General features: G+C 44.0%; 15 protein-coding genes. 3 read left to right on the top strand and 12 right to left on the bottom strand.

The annotated features are described in order from the left end of the window. From QUE24_RS02045 to QUE24_RS02035, 3 genes are all read left to right on the top strand, one after another. Positions 1-1,260: a cysteine desulfurase gene (locus tag QUE24_RS02045; protein WP_286305015.1), complete on the top strand. Its 1,260-nt coding sequence runs from the start codon at positions 1-3 to the stop codon at positions 1,258-1,260. 87 nt (positions 1,261-1,347) lie between these two features. Further along, positions 1,348-1,704: a Fe-S cluster assembly sulfur transfer protein SufU gene (gene sufU, locus QUE24_RS02040; RefSeq protein WP_286305014.1), complete on the top strand. Its 357-nt coding sequence runs from the start codon at positions 1,348-1,350 to the stop codon at positions 1,702-1,704. A 12-nt stretch (positions 1,705-1,716) separates the two neighbouring features. After that, the gene (locus QUE24_RS02035) at positions 1,717-2,046 is read left to right on the top strand and encodes an SUF system Fe-S cluster assembly protein (protein ID WP_286305013.1); all 330 of its coding nucleotides are present in this window, start codon (positions 1,717-1,719) and stop codon (positions 2,044-2,046) included. Here the strand turns inward: QUE24_RS02035 and QUE24_RS02030 are convergent. The 12 genes from QUE24_RS02030 to QUE24_RS01975 form a co-directional block, all read right to left on the bottom strand. Further along, positions 2,043-3,701 carry a PglL family O-oligosaccharyltransferase gene (locus tag QUE24_RS02030; protein WP_286305012.1) on the bottom strand — a complete coding sequence of 553 codons (1,659 nt, stop codon included), beginning with the start codon at positions 3,699-3,701 and terminating at the stop codon, positions 2,043-2,045. The genes QUE24_RS02035 and QUE24_RS02030 overlap by 4 nt on opposite strands. 68 nt (positions 3,702-3,769) lie before the next feature. Next, on the bottom strand, positions 3,770-5,800 hold the full coding sequence (locus tag QUE24_RS02025) for a type II secretion system protein GspD (protein WP_286305011.1): 2,031 nt from the start codon (positions 5,798-5,800) through the stop codon (positions 3,770-3,772). Between the two features lie 59 nt (positions 5,801-5,859). After that, positions 5,860-6,333 (bottom strand): hypothetical protein, encoded by a 474-nt coding sequence (locus QUE24_RS02020; protein WP_286305010.1) that lies wholly within the window; start codon positions 6,331-6,333, stop codon positions 5,860-5,862. A 4-nt stretch (positions 6,334-6,337) separates the two neighbouring features. Next, complete coding sequence (locus QUE24_RS02015; RefSeq protein WP_286305009.1) at positions 6,338-7,288, bottom strand: type II secretion system F family protein; 951 nt, start codon at positions 7,286-7,288, stop codon at positions 6,338-6,340. 20 nt (positions 7,289-7,308) lie between these two features. Then, the gene (locus QUE24_RS02010) at positions 7,309-7,557 is read right to left on the bottom strand and encodes a hypothetical protein (protein WP_286305008.1); all 249 of its coding nucleotides are present in this window, start codon (positions 7,555-7,557) and stop codon (positions 7,309-7,311) included. Between the two features lie 18 nt (positions 7,558-7,575). Continuing rightward, the gene (locus QUE24_RS02005; protein ID WP_286305007.1) at positions 7,576-9,204 is read right to left on the bottom strand and encodes a GspE/PulE family protein; all 1,629 of its coding nucleotides are present in this window, start codon (positions 9,202-9,204) and stop codon (positions 7,576-7,578) included. A gap of 1 nt (position 9,205) precedes the next feature. Further along, entirely contained in the window at positions 9,206-10,297 is a 1,092-nt protein-coding gene (locus QUE24_RS02000; protein ID WP_286305006.1) for a type IV pilus twitching motility protein PilT, read from the bottom strand. Next, positions 10,297-10,956, bottom strand: a complete 660-nt coding sequence (locus QUE24_RS01995; protein WP_286305005.1) for a hypothetical protein — start codon at positions 10,954-10,956, stop codon at positions 10,297-10,299. Before QUE24_RS01995 ends, QUE24_RS02000 begins: the two co-directional genes overlap by 1 nt. After that, positions 10,953-12,701, bottom strand: a complete 1,749-nt coding sequence (locus QUE24_RS01990) for a PilN domain-containing protein (protein ID WP_286305004.1) — start codon at positions 12,699-12,701, stop codon at positions 10,953-10,955. The genes QUE24_RS01995 and QUE24_RS01990 overlap by 4 nt, the downstream gene beginning before the upstream one ends. Next, entirely contained in the window at positions 12,701-13,711 is a 1,011-nt protein-coding gene (locus QUE24_RS01985; protein WP_286305003.1) for a type II secretion system protein, read from the bottom strand. Before QUE24_RS01985 ends, QUE24_RS01990 begins: the two co-directional genes overlap by 1 nt. Further along, entirely contained in the window at positions 13,699-14,448 is a 750-nt protein-coding gene (locus QUE24_RS01980; protein ID WP_286305002.1) for a type II secretion system protein, read from the bottom strand. The genes QUE24_RS01985 and QUE24_RS01980 overlap by 13 nt, the downstream gene beginning before the upstream one ends. A 204-nt stretch (positions 14,449-14,652) precedes the next feature. After that, positions 14,653-15,762 carry a type II secretion system protein gene (locus tag QUE24_RS01975; protein ID WP_286305001.1) on the bottom strand — a complete coding sequence of 370 codons (1,110 nt, stop codon included), beginning with the start codon at positions 15,760-15,762 and terminating at the stop codon, positions 14,653-14,655. Positions 15,763-15,811: the final 49 nt, after the last annotated feature.

The raw sequence follows: 15,811 nt of genomic DNA, 5'->3' as shown, positions 1-15,811 counted from the left end.
ATGACACAATCAACATACAATCTGGCTGAGTCGATGCTGACTGATTTCGATATTGCCGCTATTCGCCGTGATTTTCCTATTTTGAATCAACAGGTCAATGGTCATTCTCTTGTTTATTTAGATAATGCGGCCAGTAGTCAAAAACCCGTTCAGGTTATTGAAGCCGTTGATCAGTATTACCGTCTTGATAATGCGAATGTCCATCGTGGCGTTCATCGATTGAGCCAACGTGCGACAGATGCCTATGAAGGCGCTAGAAGTAAAGTTAGGGGCTTTTTGAACGCGTCATCAGATAAAGAAATTATCTTTGTCAGAGGTGCTACCGAAGCGATCAATTTAGTGGCTCAAAGTTTTGTCAGACCACAATTGCAAGCAGGTGATGAAATTCTCATCAGCTATTTGGAGCATCACGCTAATATCGTGCCCTGGCAAATGGTGTGTGAACAAACCGGTGCTAAGCTAAAAGTCATCCCCATGACAGAGTCTGGTGAGTTGGATTTATCAGAGTTTGATGCTTTGTTGACGAATAAAACAAAAATCATGGCGGTAGGTCAGGTGTCTAATGCGCTGGGTACGGTGAATCCCGTTAAGCAAATGACACAAAAAGCGAAAGCCAAAGGTATTCCTGTATTAATTGACGGCGCCCAAGCCGTGCCACATATGCAGGTGGACGTGCAGGAACTGGATTGTGATTTTTATGTGTTCTCAGGCCATAAAATGTATGCACCGACAGGTATTGGTGCACTCTATGGAAAACAGGCTCTATTAGAAGCTATGCCACCATGGCAGGGTGGTGGCGATATGATTCTGTCGGTCAGTTTTGAGCATACAGAATATAATTCATTGCCTTATAAATTCGAAGCGGGTACACCTCACATTGCTGGAGCTGTGGGGTTAGGTGCAGCAATTGATTATATGCAGTCAATCGGTGTGGATAAACTCGCCGCTTATGAGCATGCTCTGCTTGAATTAGCGACCGATAAATTATCTGCAATAGAAGGTATCCGCATAATCGGTACCGCAGAACACAAAGCCAGTGTTTTGTCCTTTATGATTGAAGATGTTCATCCTCATGATGTCGGTACTATCTTTGATCAGGAAGGGGTGGCGATTCGTGCAGGTCATCACTGTGCTCAGCCTGTTATGCAGTATTACGGTATTGCAGCAACTGCTCGTGCTTCATTTGCTTTTTACAATACAGAGCAAGAAGTTGATGCACTGGTTAAAGCTATCCATACCACACAGGAGTTATTTGCCTGATGAGTGATTTACGCGATCTTTATCAACAAGTGATCATGGATCACAAAAAAGCCTCGTAATTTCAGAGAAATTGCAGACGCGAATCACATGGCACATGGTAATAACCCATTATGTGGTGATGCCTTGGTTGTTTACGTGAAAATGAATGGCGACGTGATTGAAGATGTCAGCTTCCAGGGCAGTGGTTGTGCTATCTCTGTTGCCTCTGCTTCACTAATGACGGAGAGCCTGAAAGGTAAAACGTTAGCTGAAGCAGAAGCATTGTATGACAACGTGCACAAAGCATTAACAGGAGAAGATGATGCGGCTGAACTCAGCGGCAAACTCCAAGTACTGGCTGGCGTTAAAGAGTTTCCTGCACGCGTTAAATGTGCAACATTGTCATGGCATACTGTTCACGCTGCCGTAGACAATGATCATGATATTTCAGTTTCAACAGAATAAAAGGGCAGGTTTATGAACGATCAATATCAAATCAGCCCGGAACAGTTAAAAGAAGACGTCATAGAAGTATTAAAAACTATCTATGATCCGGAAATCCCAATCAATATTTACGAACTGGGCCTTATTTACGATATCCAAATCAGCACCTCAGGTAATGTCAGTATCGATATGACGCTAACAGCACCAGGTTGTCCAGTTGCTCAAACATTTCCAGGGGATGTTGAATCTCGCGTCATGTCTGTTCCGGGTGTCAAAAAAGCGCATGTCGAGCTAGTCTGGGAACCACAATGGACTAAAGATATGATGACCGAAGCGGCACAGTTACAGTTAGGCATGTTCTAACGCACTACACTCATCTTTGATGGTATTAAATCCCTTATCTCTAGGATAAATGGCTTGTGCTCTCTTATTAAGAGCACAAGCTTTTTTTCATCTTTCAAATCAAGACGCGATCGAATGGCTAACCTAAACAGGTTAATGTGTGGGTTTCGATTTAGTTCATTTTCTACCCAGTCAGCGAAAATCTCAATATTGTCGCGAATACCGATCTGTCGGCTTTGTTCATAAAGTAACGACATCGTCACTTGTGTCGCTAAGTCTCGGAAATACGGATTCTCCATAGCCATATCGAACACTTGTTCTGGATCAGAACGCTTTAATAAATAATCACGAAATTCCAGGTTCGCCATCATACTGTGAGTAAAGAATGCGACTGCTACAACCCCACTAATGACTGACAAGCCTTTGAGACTGGTATTCGCAGCTATTGATAACTGTTTTTCATGTTTCATGCGTGATGGATAAAACACCACAAATAATAAGACAAGCATAATGAACCAATGCAGGGAAGAAATATAAAAAGGTAACTCAACCTGTGTGTGGAGTATGATTGGCAATAACAAAGCGGCATATGCGTAACGTCGACTCATGGGTAAATGCCACAGCATTTTTAATAATGCCACGCCAAAAAGTATCAACCCGATACCAGCTAACAGTCCGCCTTCTACCAGCCAATAGATGATTTCATTATGTGGATGTGAAACACGTTGTGAGGGTAGTGTGGCATCAGGATGATGCTCATAAAAATCAGGTTTTGCTAATTGCCATACACGAGCGAAATTGCCGATACCATGACCATAAATCGGGCTCTCTTTGACAAGGTCAAAACTGATTGTATAAGTACCTAACCTCGCATCACCCGAATAACCAGAGTTCATAGCAGCGGTTTTTTTGCCTATTGAGCTTAGCCCTTTATCTGTGTCAATTTGATGAGTAGCAATGATAGCCAGACTCATAACTAAAATCACTGCTCCCCAACGTTTTTTATTGGTCTGGATGTATTTCCAACGACTTAGCACAAACAAAGGGAATGCCAGTAAAAAACCTAAAATAGCGACTCTCGAGCCACTGAAGCTAATAATGAAGGTTGAACTGAAAATGGCGATGAATAATAAGGTCATCATTGACCAGTGTGCAGATTTGACAATTGGACGGGTCAGTAGCCAAAATACCAGCATCAGACTGGTGACCTGAAAGCTCGCGTGATTATTTATCTGTTGAAAAGTACCGGTGGGTTCACCCTGTTGATTCACCGGAAGCCAGCCTGGTAAGTCATTCACATACAGTATCTGAGCAATGCCAATAATGGCGTGCAATACGCTGGCAAGAATGATCCACAAAAGTATCTGATCGATTTTTTTAGGTGTGAAATTAAACTGGAATAGTGCAAAGAAAAATAACACGCCACCCCAGATATAAAATAACCTCAGAAACCACTCTGTCGAGTTAACTACGCCTGCGGCCACACCAGAGAATAGCGCCATTACAGGGAATGCCAATAAAAGCCATGTAAAGCGTGGCAAAATAATGTGGTCAGATCGACTAAATCGATATAAACCATAAAAGCCAATCACACTACCCAATAGCCAAACCAGAATATTGTTCGGGATTCGCATACCACTGCCACCAATATTGGCATGAAAGTAGAGTGAGCTCATAAGCAATAGAACGAATAATATGAAAAATGAACTTGTTTTATGGTTTGCTCTTATAGAAGTCATAGTTATTAATTCAGAAGGGGCGTCAGCATTTCATTGAACGGTTTTTCGGATAGCAAATACAAATATGTGGACGAACCTTTCTGAGATGCAGGACTTAGTGCATCAGTGTCGATCCAAGATTTTAACCACTGCCCATTTACCTTCTGCCCATTTAATTCCACGACTTTATTGGATCGGTTAAAAAGACTTATAACAGTTATGTAATAGTTGCCGCGTTTCCAGCTAGCTTTTGGAACAGTTTTAATGGCAGGGTCATTAAAAAGTCCTGCCGCTATGCTAATAATACTGATTGGCTCGTATAGGTTATTTTCAACACGCTCAATCATAGGCAAAGCTATGGTTTTAGATGCGTAAGCTTGCATTTCTTGAAACAATTGGGTTTGTGATGGTTCAGGACTAATGTGACGGGTGTCTATAAACAGACCATCACCGATGAATTGATTTGGTAGTGGAGGGGGTTCAGGGAATTCACGGTTGTAACCTTTGTAGAAGGCATTATCGGTCTGACGAATATTTTCACTTTGTTCTGGTGTATTGATAATACGAGGCGTGATCAGTAGAACGGTTTCACTTTCTTCCTCACTTTCAGTTGTGCTTCGGAACAGTCGACCGAGAACTGGAATTTCACCCAGCACAGGTACTTGCCGTTGTTGGTTATTTTTTGAAGTGCGAATAAGCCCTCCGATGGCTACGGTTAAGTTATCTTTGGCCATGACCGTGCCTGTCAGGCGTGATGTATCAATGGTATCGATGGGTAATTCAAGGGCATTACCGCTATCATCAACAATAGGAATCGACCCACCTCCATTCACAATTGATGAGCTTTCTTGCTCAATCTCCAACTCAACGGTTTTATCAGAATTAATACGAGGGGTAATTCTGAGAGTAATACCAATCTCTTCGAGCTCAGTCTCTGTTTCAACATAAGCTGGAGAAACCACAATGCCATTGGCAATGGTGGCTGACTGAAAGGTAAATCCTCTTGTTAAAACGGCTTCTTGGCCAATAAAGAGTTCTGCCTCACGATGGTTAGAAGCGACCACCATCGGATTGGACAGTACCTTTAAACGGTTATTACGTTCCAGAAATTCGATATTGGCACGCAAACGACTGTTTAAAAACTCGTAAACAAAGGTGCCCGTGTTTGGCAGCGCATTGTTACCAATTAACACCGGTTGTTGAGATTGATTACTGCCAGAAGGTTGCAATTCAAAATTGAAAATAGAGTTAAAGTCCTCACCCAGCAGAACATTGAGGATTTTCATTTCCAACATGACCTGTGGTACGGGGATATCCATACGTTTAACAAGACTGGTGATGGACTGAATCACTCTTTTATCATCGGTTCGGACGATGATCATATTGTGCTCATTATTGACCGTCACATAGATAGGCTGAGCTTGAACGGTCACTTGTTGAAGTGTTTCGTTATCCAGAACATTTGACATGACGCCTTGTGCATTGGGCTGCGTCAATTGAGCGAGTTGATCGACCGTTAAGTCTGACTGACCAATCTGACTACCAGCAGCAATTAGGTTGTTATTGCGACCGCCGCCACCGCTCAGACTTCGACTATTTCGAACGCTATTACTGCCACTGCGACCGCTTCGACTGCCACCACCACTGATCGTGCGTTCACCAGGCTCACGCCCCAAGGAGAGCAGAACCCGTTGGCCATATAAGTCTTCAATGGCTTCTGCAACGATTTGCACGTTGGCATTAAGCAAGGTGAAAACTTCAATATGATCGCTTTCTCTGACGATCAGATCCTGACTGTACTCTTCTCGCGTCATAATCCGATACGTATTGGTATCGTCATCGTAGCGATACCACAGATCACTGATACGGCATATGGACTTGACCGCATCGAGAACGGTTGTATTTTTAAGATGAATCGTAACCCGTTTTTCAGTCGCATCAGGTGTCGCAATGATATTGCTATCACTCAGCTCAGACAGGGTACGAATGACATCAATTAACTGCGTATCACTGTATTCGATCTCACTGATTTTGGCTGCTGCATGTCCAAAACTCATGTACAGAAAATAAAATAAAATGGCTGTTGTTAATCTTGCCCAAAATCTAAGCCTAATCATTATCTAAGTACTCTTACTGTGCCTAATATACCTGTCTCAACAGTGATGCTGAGTCGGTTAATATTTGTAATACGAATTGCATTGCGTGGTTGCGACGGATCAACATTGATTTCATCGCCTTCTTTCACCATATGCACTTTGTCTTTACCAATCTGAATCAAGGCCATGGGTTTATCACCTTCATCACTCTCGATATAACCTTTGAAGATTAATTCAGGGACGGTGAACTCACCTCGACCACGCTGAAAACCAGAACCAAACGCGCCATTGTTTTGCTGAAAGGCTGAGCCATGTTCGCTATAACTTGTCTGTGGATCGCTAAATGGGTCTCTCAACAATGGGCGAGAGATTGCTGCTTGTGTGTCGACCGCCGTCAAACTTTGCCAGTCCGACATCGCAGGTCTCGAATTGGGGTTCGCCGAAGCACTGTGGCTGAGCAAAAACAAGCTAAAAATAAAACAGTAACTTTTCATTCGTTTATCCAGACATGGAGAACATAGATTTGAAAAAGGCGTAATAGACGTAACCCACGATGCCACCGATTAACAGAATCGCGGCAGGTTCTGTTGCTGCAGCAATCGCTTTAGTGATGTTGCGAATCTTTTCTTCGTAAAACTGACCAGCATCACGCATGATGGGAATCATGCTGCCACTACGCTCACCCACCAAGACCATTTGCTGGATCAGTTCTTCGATATAAGGTTTATGAAAGCTTTTCCCCATATCATCGCCACGCAAAATACTTTCAGATGCCGCGATGATATTCCCAGAGATGGCTGTGTTACGGATGAGGTCACCGATGATTTCCAACGACTTCACCACTGACACACCACTTTGTAATAAGGTGGATAAGCCCCACGTAATCTGCGACATGGCACTGGCCGATATCATTGAGCCAATCAAGGGGATTTTTAATAAAAAGATATCAATGTAAAGGCGACCTTCACGAGTGGAGTAGGTATAAATACTGCCGCCAATAACCACAATAAAAACAACCAGTAACACATACCATTGTGTGGTGAGAAAGTTGGCAATGCCCATCAACTGAAGCATTTCCGGAGGCGGGGTTCTGCCACTGCGTTCAAAAAAACCAGCAAACTTAGGAATAACCGTCATCATCATGAAAATGAACACACCGATAGTCATCAACAAGACCACAATCGGGTAGGTCATGGTAGAAATTAACTGTGTTTTAATTTCGTGTTTGCGCTCCATAAAATCTGCAATACGTAGTAGGGCGGGTTCCAGCTCACCACTATTTTCAGCACTACGAATCATATGCAAAGCCATTGGCCCAAAAATAGATTCAAATTGTTCCAGTGCCTGTGAAAATGATTTACCCGAACTGATATCGTCATTAAGCGCATTCACAATCTGACGTAATTTGCCACGTTGGATATGGCTGAGAATAGTTAATGCTTCCGTCACAGAGAGTCCTGAGCGAAACATTAATGCCATTTGTCTGAAGAAAAAACCTTCTGAGAGGTTTTTACCGGAATATAGGTGAGTACCTGATCCCAGACTTGATTAAGGCCTTGAATAGAAACAGCCTGACTATCATCGGCAGCCACCCGAATTTGCGTGGCAAAAATGCCTTTCTTCTGGAGCTTACTGACGACAGCGTTTTGGTCTGCCGCCTGAATAAAGCCATGCTTGCTATCACCCGAACTGGTCAAGCCATGATATTCATAACGCATGAGGTTTGACTCCTATTCTCATGCGGCATCCTCTTCAGAAAAGAGGGTAAGCAAGCCCAGACGACGCATTTCATCAAATGTGGTTAGGCCTGCCAATACTTTTTCTTTGCCATCTTCGGCAAGGCTAGTGAAGTGCTTAGCCCGTTTACGTAAAGTGAGTTCGTCTACATTTTCTGTAATTAACGCTTCGACTTCATCATCGACCCAGAATGTCTCAAACAGAGCAATTCGTCCTTGGTAACCACTGCCACCACATATCGGGCAGCCCACTGGAGACCATAGCTCGACCTCACTGTCTTCAGGCAGACTGAGCGCTTTTAATTGATCTGCATCAGCCATGGCCGGTTTTTTGCAATGCTGACACAAGCGACGCGCCAGACGTTGAGCGATAACGCCGAGTAAGCTTGAACCAATTAGAAAGGGTTCTAGCCCAATATCTTTTAGTCGAGTCACACTCGATATCGCAGAGTTGGTATGCAAGGTGGATAACACCAGATGGCCTGTCGTTGCGGCTTTAAGAGCCACTTCACCGGTTTCGGTATCACGAATTTCACCCACCATAATCACATCCGGATCATGACGCAGAAAACTACGCAGGGCAGAGGCAAAATTGACCTTAGCGTTCATCTGTACCTGAGAAATACCATCAATCACCATCTCTACCGGATCTTCAGCGGTGAGGATATTAATTTCCTCACATTGAAGTTGGGAAAGGGCGGCATACAAGGTGGTGGACTTACCGCTACCGGTTGGACCGGTAATTAAAATAATGCCGTGTGGCTGTTGGATAATCTCACTGAATTGTTCCAAGGCACTGTCAGACATACCAAGCTGTTGCAAGGTAAATAATTGATTATCGGTACCGAGTAATCGAATCGTGACGCGTTCGCCAAACTTAGTCGGGGCAGTCGCGATACGGAGATCAAAGTCATTGCCCATAGGTGTTCGGTGATTAGCGCCGCCATCTTGTGGCATCCGGTTTTCAGCAATATCGAGGTTGGACATGACCTTGATACGGCTAATCAGGGACACACCTTCTTCAGGTAAATAGCGGCGGCCATATTCTTGTAAACTGCCATCAATACGAAGCCTGACCAAGTAGTAGTTTTCCAGCGCTTCGATATGAATATCTGAGGCACGATTGAGATAGGCTTCATTCAGTAGCTCAGATACTTCTGATACCGCATCAAAACTCAGCAGGTTTTGCGAGTGGGATAACTGCTGCAGTTGATAATCCATGGTGGCTTTATCTGTGACGCACAGCTGATAGTCCGCTTTTACTATCCTGCCTAACTGATTTTTTAAAACCGGATTATCTGGGCTATCGGTGACAACAGAGAGTACTGATTTGTCATCGTTAGTGGGATGAATAGGTAGAATACGCAGTTGTCTGCATAGTGTTGGTGACAGGCGTTGTAAACGTTTTTCATCGAGCAGGCATTGTGCGGGACGGATAAACGGGTAGTCATTTAATGCTGCAAAGGCATGGATAAAACGGTTTAGAGGAATACGCAGCTGATAACACAAGGTCGAGAGTTCTTCACGCTGCAAGCGGCGTGCTTCCTTGCGTGCCGTTTCATATTGCTCACTGGTGATAAGGCCTTGTTCTAAAGCGGCACTGATCAATGCTTTATCTCTAATCGCCATATTAACGTGCCTTTAATGTTCTTAAGGCTGCTTCAAACTGATCTTTGCGTGATGTCAGTCTGCTGGCAAAATCATGCGAGATAGCACGTTCATGCACCCGTTTTGCTAGAGCATATTCAAAGGTCTGATTCCCGCGAGAACGACCTGTTTCCATAATGGATCGGATCTGTGAAGGATTATGCTCGCGGATAAGATGCGATACCGCGCCATTAACCATCAAAATTTCATTGATAGGAATACGGCCTTGTTGGTCGGATCGTCTTGCTAATGTTTGTGTCACTACGGCACGTAAACACATCGATAGCTGTTGACGAATGGTGTTTTGCTCATCGCCCGGGAACATACCAATTAAACGATCGATGACCCCAACTGCATCGTTAGTATGTAATGTCGCAAAGACCAAATGGCCTGTTTCCGCAGCGGTAATCGCCGCATGCATAGTATCGAGATCACGCATTTCCCCCAGCAAGATAACATCCGGATCTTCACGCATGGCGTTACGAATCGCCTCGGCAAAAGAGGGCACATCAACACCAACTTCACGTTGGTGAATGACGGCTTTTTGGTTGTGATGAATAAACTCAATGGGATCTTCGATGGTAAGAATATGGCAGGGGCGATCTTTATTGATTTCATTAATCAAACTGGCCAATGTTGTGGACTTACCACTACCCGTTGCACCGGTGACCAACACTAAGCCATCTTTCAATTTCACCAATTCTGCAATTTGTGGTGGCAGATGCAGCTTTTCCAGGGAGTGAAACTGACCATCCAACCAACGCACAGCAAAGGCTAAGTTACCGCGCTCAAAATAAGCATTGATACGGAAACGTTCATGTTGCTCGCTACTGTAACCAAAATCACAACTACGTTTATTATGCAGCGTACTCAACTGTTCTGACGACATGATGGCTTCAGAGATGGCTTGTAAATCAAACTGTTCCAGACGTTCAAACTGGGTCTGCTCTTCGGTCAAACCATGAATACGCATCACGGGTGAGGTGTTCATCGATAAATGCATATCTGAGGCATGATGTTGAATCATGTAGGCCAGATAGCTTTCGAATTGGGCAAGATGAGAAAGATGTTTCATTACAAGGCCAAGGTCATTTCAATATCGAGCATACGGTTGCCTGATAGGGCAGTCCGATCAGTCGTATTAATACGAAGACGAGTTAAAACGACGGAATAATTTAGTTGTCCGATTTCTTGTAAAAAGCTTTGTAATGCATAAAAATTGCCCGACACATATAGGTCGTACAAAGGACGTTTTAGCTCTCCGCTGGGGGCTTGGCTCAAGGTATTTTGTTTAGCCATTTTGCCTGTCACCATCTGAATCAAATCACCTTGATGTGGTCGTTTGGATATCACCAATAGCCCGTTACGTTCAGCCGTGCGAGTAATATCCGACTGCAATTGAGGTAGGGCACTGGCATTGGTCAGATCCACAAACACATGCCCCGAACCTTCCAGGCTGGTTTGCTCAACTTCAATGGTCTTTTCAAGCTTTTTAATATCAGAAGTCTCAATTTTTTTGCCGTTGTACTCGGGTAGTTTGATGGGTTTTTGAGCACGTTTAATTTGCCGATCTAGTTTTTTATCGATAGAACTGAGTTGGTCTTCAATAATCAGCACCTGTCTATCCAGAGACGCGCCACGAAAGAAAAAATAGGCAAACACAATCAGCACGGCACTGAGCACCGCAATCAATACTTTTTCACGCTGACTGGTATTTTTTAAGGATTCACTCATAACGATGCTCGCTGTTGAATGGTGAACTCAAAGATATAAACACCACTGTAGTTATAGCTATCCTGACCATCGAGTCGGCTTGGGCTATTAAGAATGTATAAATTCAGAGGTTGAAGATTGATTGATAAAACGCGATTGAATTCATCCACACTGTTTTGATCAACGGCACGACCGGTTAAAGTGAACTGATACCAATTCGTTTCATTCAATGAATCGATGATCACGCCATCATTCACGCTGTGGGCCAGAGTTGGCAGTAACTTCTCAATCACATTCTGACGTTTTATCATCACTGACTGCACCAGCTCTTTTTTGTAATTCAGGCTTTTGAGTTCTTGTTCCAGTGATTTGTACTGTGCGATATTTTTTTCCGCTTTTTTGACATCACTCGCTTGAACACCCTTATCATCCCCATAGGCGTCGAGTTGTTTTTCTTTGGCGGCAAGGGTGGATTGCAACTGTTGTATCTGCCACTGACGCACACCTTCGTAACCCAGAACAATGACAGGCACCATGGCAGCAGCCATAGATATACGAAACGCTTTACGTTTATAAATCGGTTCAGGTGGTGGCATACCTGGAAGAGGCGATACCATCAATGGCGCTAAGCCAAGCATATGTGCGGCACAGCCCAGTTCAGCAAGGTGACTGAATTTGCTGTTTTGTTGGGCCGACAATTTGATTGGGCTGGCTTTGGGTAAAAATTGTGGACGCAAGTTGATACCTGATTCCACTACTTCAATAAACTCGACATCCACCCCATCAATATTGGCGACAATCCAATTATCGACTTGAGTAAATTGATGCTCATTGAGTGACTCGATAATAACTTCAGCATCCAGTGGTTGGCTGGAGGCCTTAAACATCATGATATCTTGCAAAACTCCATGCTCAACCACCGCACAAAATGCATAAGCGGGGTGAAACTCAGTGATTAATACACGTTCATCATCTGCATCAATTAAAGGTAAAGTACTACCTGCCATGCTGTAGACATGTTTCAGTTCGAGTTTGGCAAACCCTTTCTGATGACTGAGTTTCTTAAACGCATTGACCCACTGTAAATGCTGAGTGATAGGCATAGCAGAGCACAGGTACGCAGCCTGTGAGGCTGGTTCCCCTAACATCTCGTTATCTAATCCGCCATCGGGTAAGGGACGCCATTGTGTCAATAAACGCTGATCAGGTAATTGCAGTTTTTCCTGAATAGCCAAACATTCAGCAATCTGATCTTGTGTAGCAAAATGCTCTCTTACCGCTATCTCGCCAACGCGCATGGCACTCCGACCGCCATGTTTAACAGAGAGTCTTTTTTCGGTGATGACTAAAGATAGAAGCTGCTCGTACTGAGCGAGATTAATGTAGTGACGCTGATATAAAATCCAGCCCAGATCCCATAAAGGGGATTGATCCGCGACAACACTGTCCATTTCCCATCGCATCATTTCAGCCAGATTCATATCACCTGACACATCTGCACTTTGTGTCATCTCCACACGGCTGGGAATGGTATTGATATGTAATAAAACAGCATCTCGCGGTAAATTTTTGCCAGAGGCATTTTTTAACTGGGTGATCACATCCATCATGGCTGCCAACGGCTCAACCTCGCGTGACGTAGCGCTATGTGTCACGCTTAATTCCTGTTTATTGCCCGTCACAATACTGGCGTGCAGACCTAAACAATCCGTTTTAAGAACGAGTAATCCTTTACCACTGGGTTTTTTGAGTAATGATTCAAACATCAGGGGCTTACCGTTAGTGTGAGGGTGGGTTGAGTGCCATTAGGAATCACAAGTAACTTACTGATTTGATAGATATCTTCTTCTTGTGGGTCATTGTCATCATCATTCAATAGTAATACTGGGTGTTCACCAACAGGGATGTAATCGCTAGCGTCAGCAGAAGAGTCATTGCGATGCCAGCCACTGATGATGCTGGGTGAAGTTTGCACTGCTGGTATACCTGTTGATGAAGCTTTGGATACATCAACAGCAAAGTGATAGGTTGTCCAAAGCTTTGCAGGAGTTCCACCATCAGTGGAGTTACGAAATACAAGAATGGCTAGATGCTGGTCATCCGTTATCGGAATTGCGTTAGAGCTATCGTAATTGAATAGTTGAATATTGATTCCAGTCAAAGGTATCTGCCAATTACTGGCATCAACCGTTATCTCTGGTTTACGACCACTGTATGCCTCTACTGCTTCAGAAGTAGATAGTAAAAATCCAACATCAGCCCCTTTTTCAATATTATCTGCGTCTGACTCAGATGCTTGACTGCTATCAACAATAAAAGGCTGTCCCCAGCCATCAAGTAAGTCATTATTGCTGTCGACACCGCTGAGTATATATTGACCAGTATGACCCTTACGCTGTGTTATTAATGTAACTGCAACGGCATCACTACTATCACTACCAAAGTTGAAATAGGGTGTGGCTTGCTCAAGTTGAAACCATTGGGTAGGTTTCTCGAGTAATTCTCTAATGGCATTCTCACTGGGTAAAACACCATTGTCTACAATAAAGCCCGATAGAATTGGCTGACCGCGATAGCTTTCACGTTTAATAATGGCATCTTTAATCAAAGCTATCTTTTGAATAGTGTCTTCATACCGTAACTGTTGATCTTGTTCATCTATAAATAGCAATGGCGTGCTGGCAACCAAAGCAATAATGAACATAACGAGCACCAGCTCAAGTAGCGTAAAGCCACTTTGGTTAGAGGTCTGAGGGAAACTCTTTAACGGAAACATAACACCAAATCATCGCGTTGAGAGTTGAAATCAGTTTCACCAGAACTACAAAGCGTTTCTCGAGAACAGTAGTTTTCATGGAGGGTATTTGACTGTGAATAATCACAAGCGTGTTCATAGGTGCCGTTCTCACCGAGACTCACAATCCGTATTAGGCTTTCTTTATCACCCGACAGGTCTTGGCTTAGGATAAGGAAGGGGCGCCCAATTTTAGAATCGATACCAATATTGCCAGCCGCATCTTTGTACCAAAGATAATAGGGCGAGACAGGTTGATGAGAAAACGCATCTGGCAGTGCTAAGGTGGGAACAGTGGTCACACTGCCCGATGTGGGGGAGCTGCTACCATCAGCTTCTAAATCTGTTCCCACATCTACGTAAAACAGTTTGTAGCCTTTAATGTAGGGACCACGCCAGCCAAGACGATAATCAGGTTTCCAATCATCACTTGTTGATGGCTTGGTGATCAGAAAATTAATATCGGCTGGTGACTCTATTTCATCACCAAGTTCAGGAAGGGTATTACCATCTGATAGATAGCGATCGACCGCACTTGCTAGCTGGCGAAGGGTGTAATTGGTGGTTTGGTATTCAGCATCTGATTCGGTATTACCAAAACTCATAATGGCACTACCGGCCACAATCGCCATAATTGCGACCACAATCACCAGTTCCAGCATAGTAAACCCGGATTGCTTGGATAGAGTGGTAGATGGAGACAGGCTTAAGTCAGGCATCACAACAGACTTTACTGTTTTACAAAAACGTTTTTAGAGAACAAAAAACAGTTTTGTAAAAAAGACTTTTCGATAAGAAAAACGGTTAACGACATTTGAGTATTCAATCCACATGAACTACAACTTAAAAGGCTGTGGGTGGGCAACCTCCCACCCACAGCAACTCAGGAGACCTGCTAATCAGGTCATTGGAGTAAGGATGAATTACTCTTCTTGGTTACCACGTGCTTCGGCGATTTCATCATCATAGCCATCGCCACCTGCATCGATGATGCCGACCAGTTTAATTTCTTCATTGTCCCAGTCAGCTACCGCACAACCTGTACCCTCAACATACTCGTCAACTTCCTCACCAGCAGGACATTCACCAATTTTGTAAATGAGTGAAAAGTGACCGTATTTGTCTGGGCCAACATTACCGTCTGATGGTGCTTTACCTAATACACTGCCAACCAGATCAGAGTCAGGGCCTACACCAAATGCAACTAAAATATCATTTGCGTTACCAGTCAATTCAGCTGGTTCAGCATAAAAAGCAACAGGAATAGAGTTGTCTGCAGACTCATCTAAGCTGACAAGGTTGATTCCTGCACCCGCGCCATACTCCCATTCATCGCCTTCGACAACGGGAGTTCTGAAAATCAATGATGGTTTGACTACTTCAACTAGCGCACCGGAGTCGACATCTTCATCTAACTCACTAAAAGTTGTCTGTGCGAATGTAAGTGTTCCTGCACACAAATCAGTGTGGGCATATCTGACGCTTGTTAGGCCATCCTCGGCCATGTCTTCAACAACCCCGTCAGGTAATGCACCTGCTAATAAACTTCCTGCAAGGTCACCTGTTAAGCCGCCCTGTGTTCTAGGTACGTTAGAGTTAGCAGAGCTAGCATCATTTGCTCCTGCTCCTACAGGGAATACTGTGCCGGCACCTAAGGCTGTCATTGCTGCTGCGGCTGTTAATGTGAATTCATCAGTACCATCAGTAAGTGGGGCACAAAGTAACGATTCAACACCACCTGGGTATTTACGGTTTTCTGTTACTGCATAAACACGAGCTGCTTCTTCCATAGCCGCCATAGTATGAACGGTAGTTTTCTGTGCGGCTAACTCTTCCTGGCCATCCAGAGATGAAATAACGGCACCGGCGATGATGGCCAGAATGGCAACAACGACTAATAATTCCAGCAGGGTGAAACCGCCTTGTTTGTTTTGCAGTTTCTGTGCTTTTGCACGCATATCAGCATCTTTGATCATTGACACATCAGCAGAACGGAATTTGCTGATCATGCTTTTCATTTGTTTGATGTTCATATATTGCTCTCTTCAGGGTTAGTCTCCGCAGCTGCCCCAAGCAGTCTGT

Source organism: Methylophaga marina, assembly GCF_030296755.1.
GTDB classification, from domain to species: domain Bacteria; phylum Pseudomonadota; class Gammaproteobacteria; order Nitrosococcales; family Methylophagaceae; genus Methylophaga; species Methylophaga marina.
This window is presented reverse-complemented; position numbering and strand designations above follow the sequence as displayed.

Bases quoted from the DNA above. Each gene is read 5' to 3' on its own strand.
- QUE24_RS02045 (WP_286305015.1), top strand. From the start codon at position 1: ATGACACAATCAACATACAATCTGGCTGAGTCGATGCTGACTGATTTC.
- sufU (WP_286305014.1), top strand. From the start codon at position 1,348: ATGGCACATGGTAATAACCCATTATGTGGTGATGCCTTGGTTGTTTAC.
- QUE24_RS02035 (WP_286305013.1), top strand. From the start codon at position 1,717: ATGAACGATCAATATCAAATCAGCCCGGAACAGTTAAAAGAAGACGTC.
- QUE24_RS02030 (WP_286305012.1), bottom strand. From the start codon at position 3,701: ATGAGCTCACTCTACTTTCATGCCAATATTGGTGGCAGTGGTATGCGA.
- QUE24_RS02025 (WP_286305011.1), bottom strand. From the start codon at position 5,800: ATGAGTTTTGGACATGCAGCAGCCAAAATCAGTGAGATCGAATACAGT.
- QUE24_RS02020 (WP_286305010.1), bottom strand. From the start codon at position 6,333: ATGAAAAGTTACTGTTTTATTTTTAGCTTGTTTTTGCTCAGCCACAGT.
- QUE24_RS02010 (WP_286305008.1), bottom strand. From the start codon at position 7,557: ATGCGTTATGAATATCATGGCTTGACCAGTTCGGGTGATAGCAAGCAT.
- QUE24_RS02005 (WP_286305007.1), bottom strand. From the start codon at position 9,204: ATGGCGATTAGAGATAAAGCATTGATCAGTGCCGCTTTAGAACAAGGC.
- QUE24_RS02000 (WP_286305006.1), bottom strand. From the start codon at position 10,297: ATGAAACATCTTTCTCATCTTGCCCAATTCGAAAGCTATCTGGCCTAC.
- QUE24_RS01995 (WP_286305005.1), bottom strand. From the start codon at position 10,956: ATGAGTGAATCCTTAAAAAATACCAGTCAGCGTGAAAAAGTATTGATT.
- QUE24_RS01990 (WP_286305004.1), bottom strand. From the start codon at position 12,701: ATGTTTGAATCATTACTCAAAAAACCCAGTGGTAAAGGATTACTCGTT.
- QUE24_RS01985 (WP_286305003.1), bottom strand. From the start codon at position 13,711: ATGTTTCCGTTAAAGAGTTTCCCTCAGACCTCTAACCAAAGTGGCTTT.
- QUE24_RS01980 (WP_286305002.1), bottom strand. From the start codon at position 14,448: ATGCCTGACTTAAGCCTGTCTCCATCTACCACTCTATCCAAGCAATCC.
- QUE24_RS01975 (WP_286305001.1), bottom strand. From the start codon at position 15,762: ATGAACATCAAACAAATGAAAAGCATGATCAGCAAATTCCGTTCTGCT.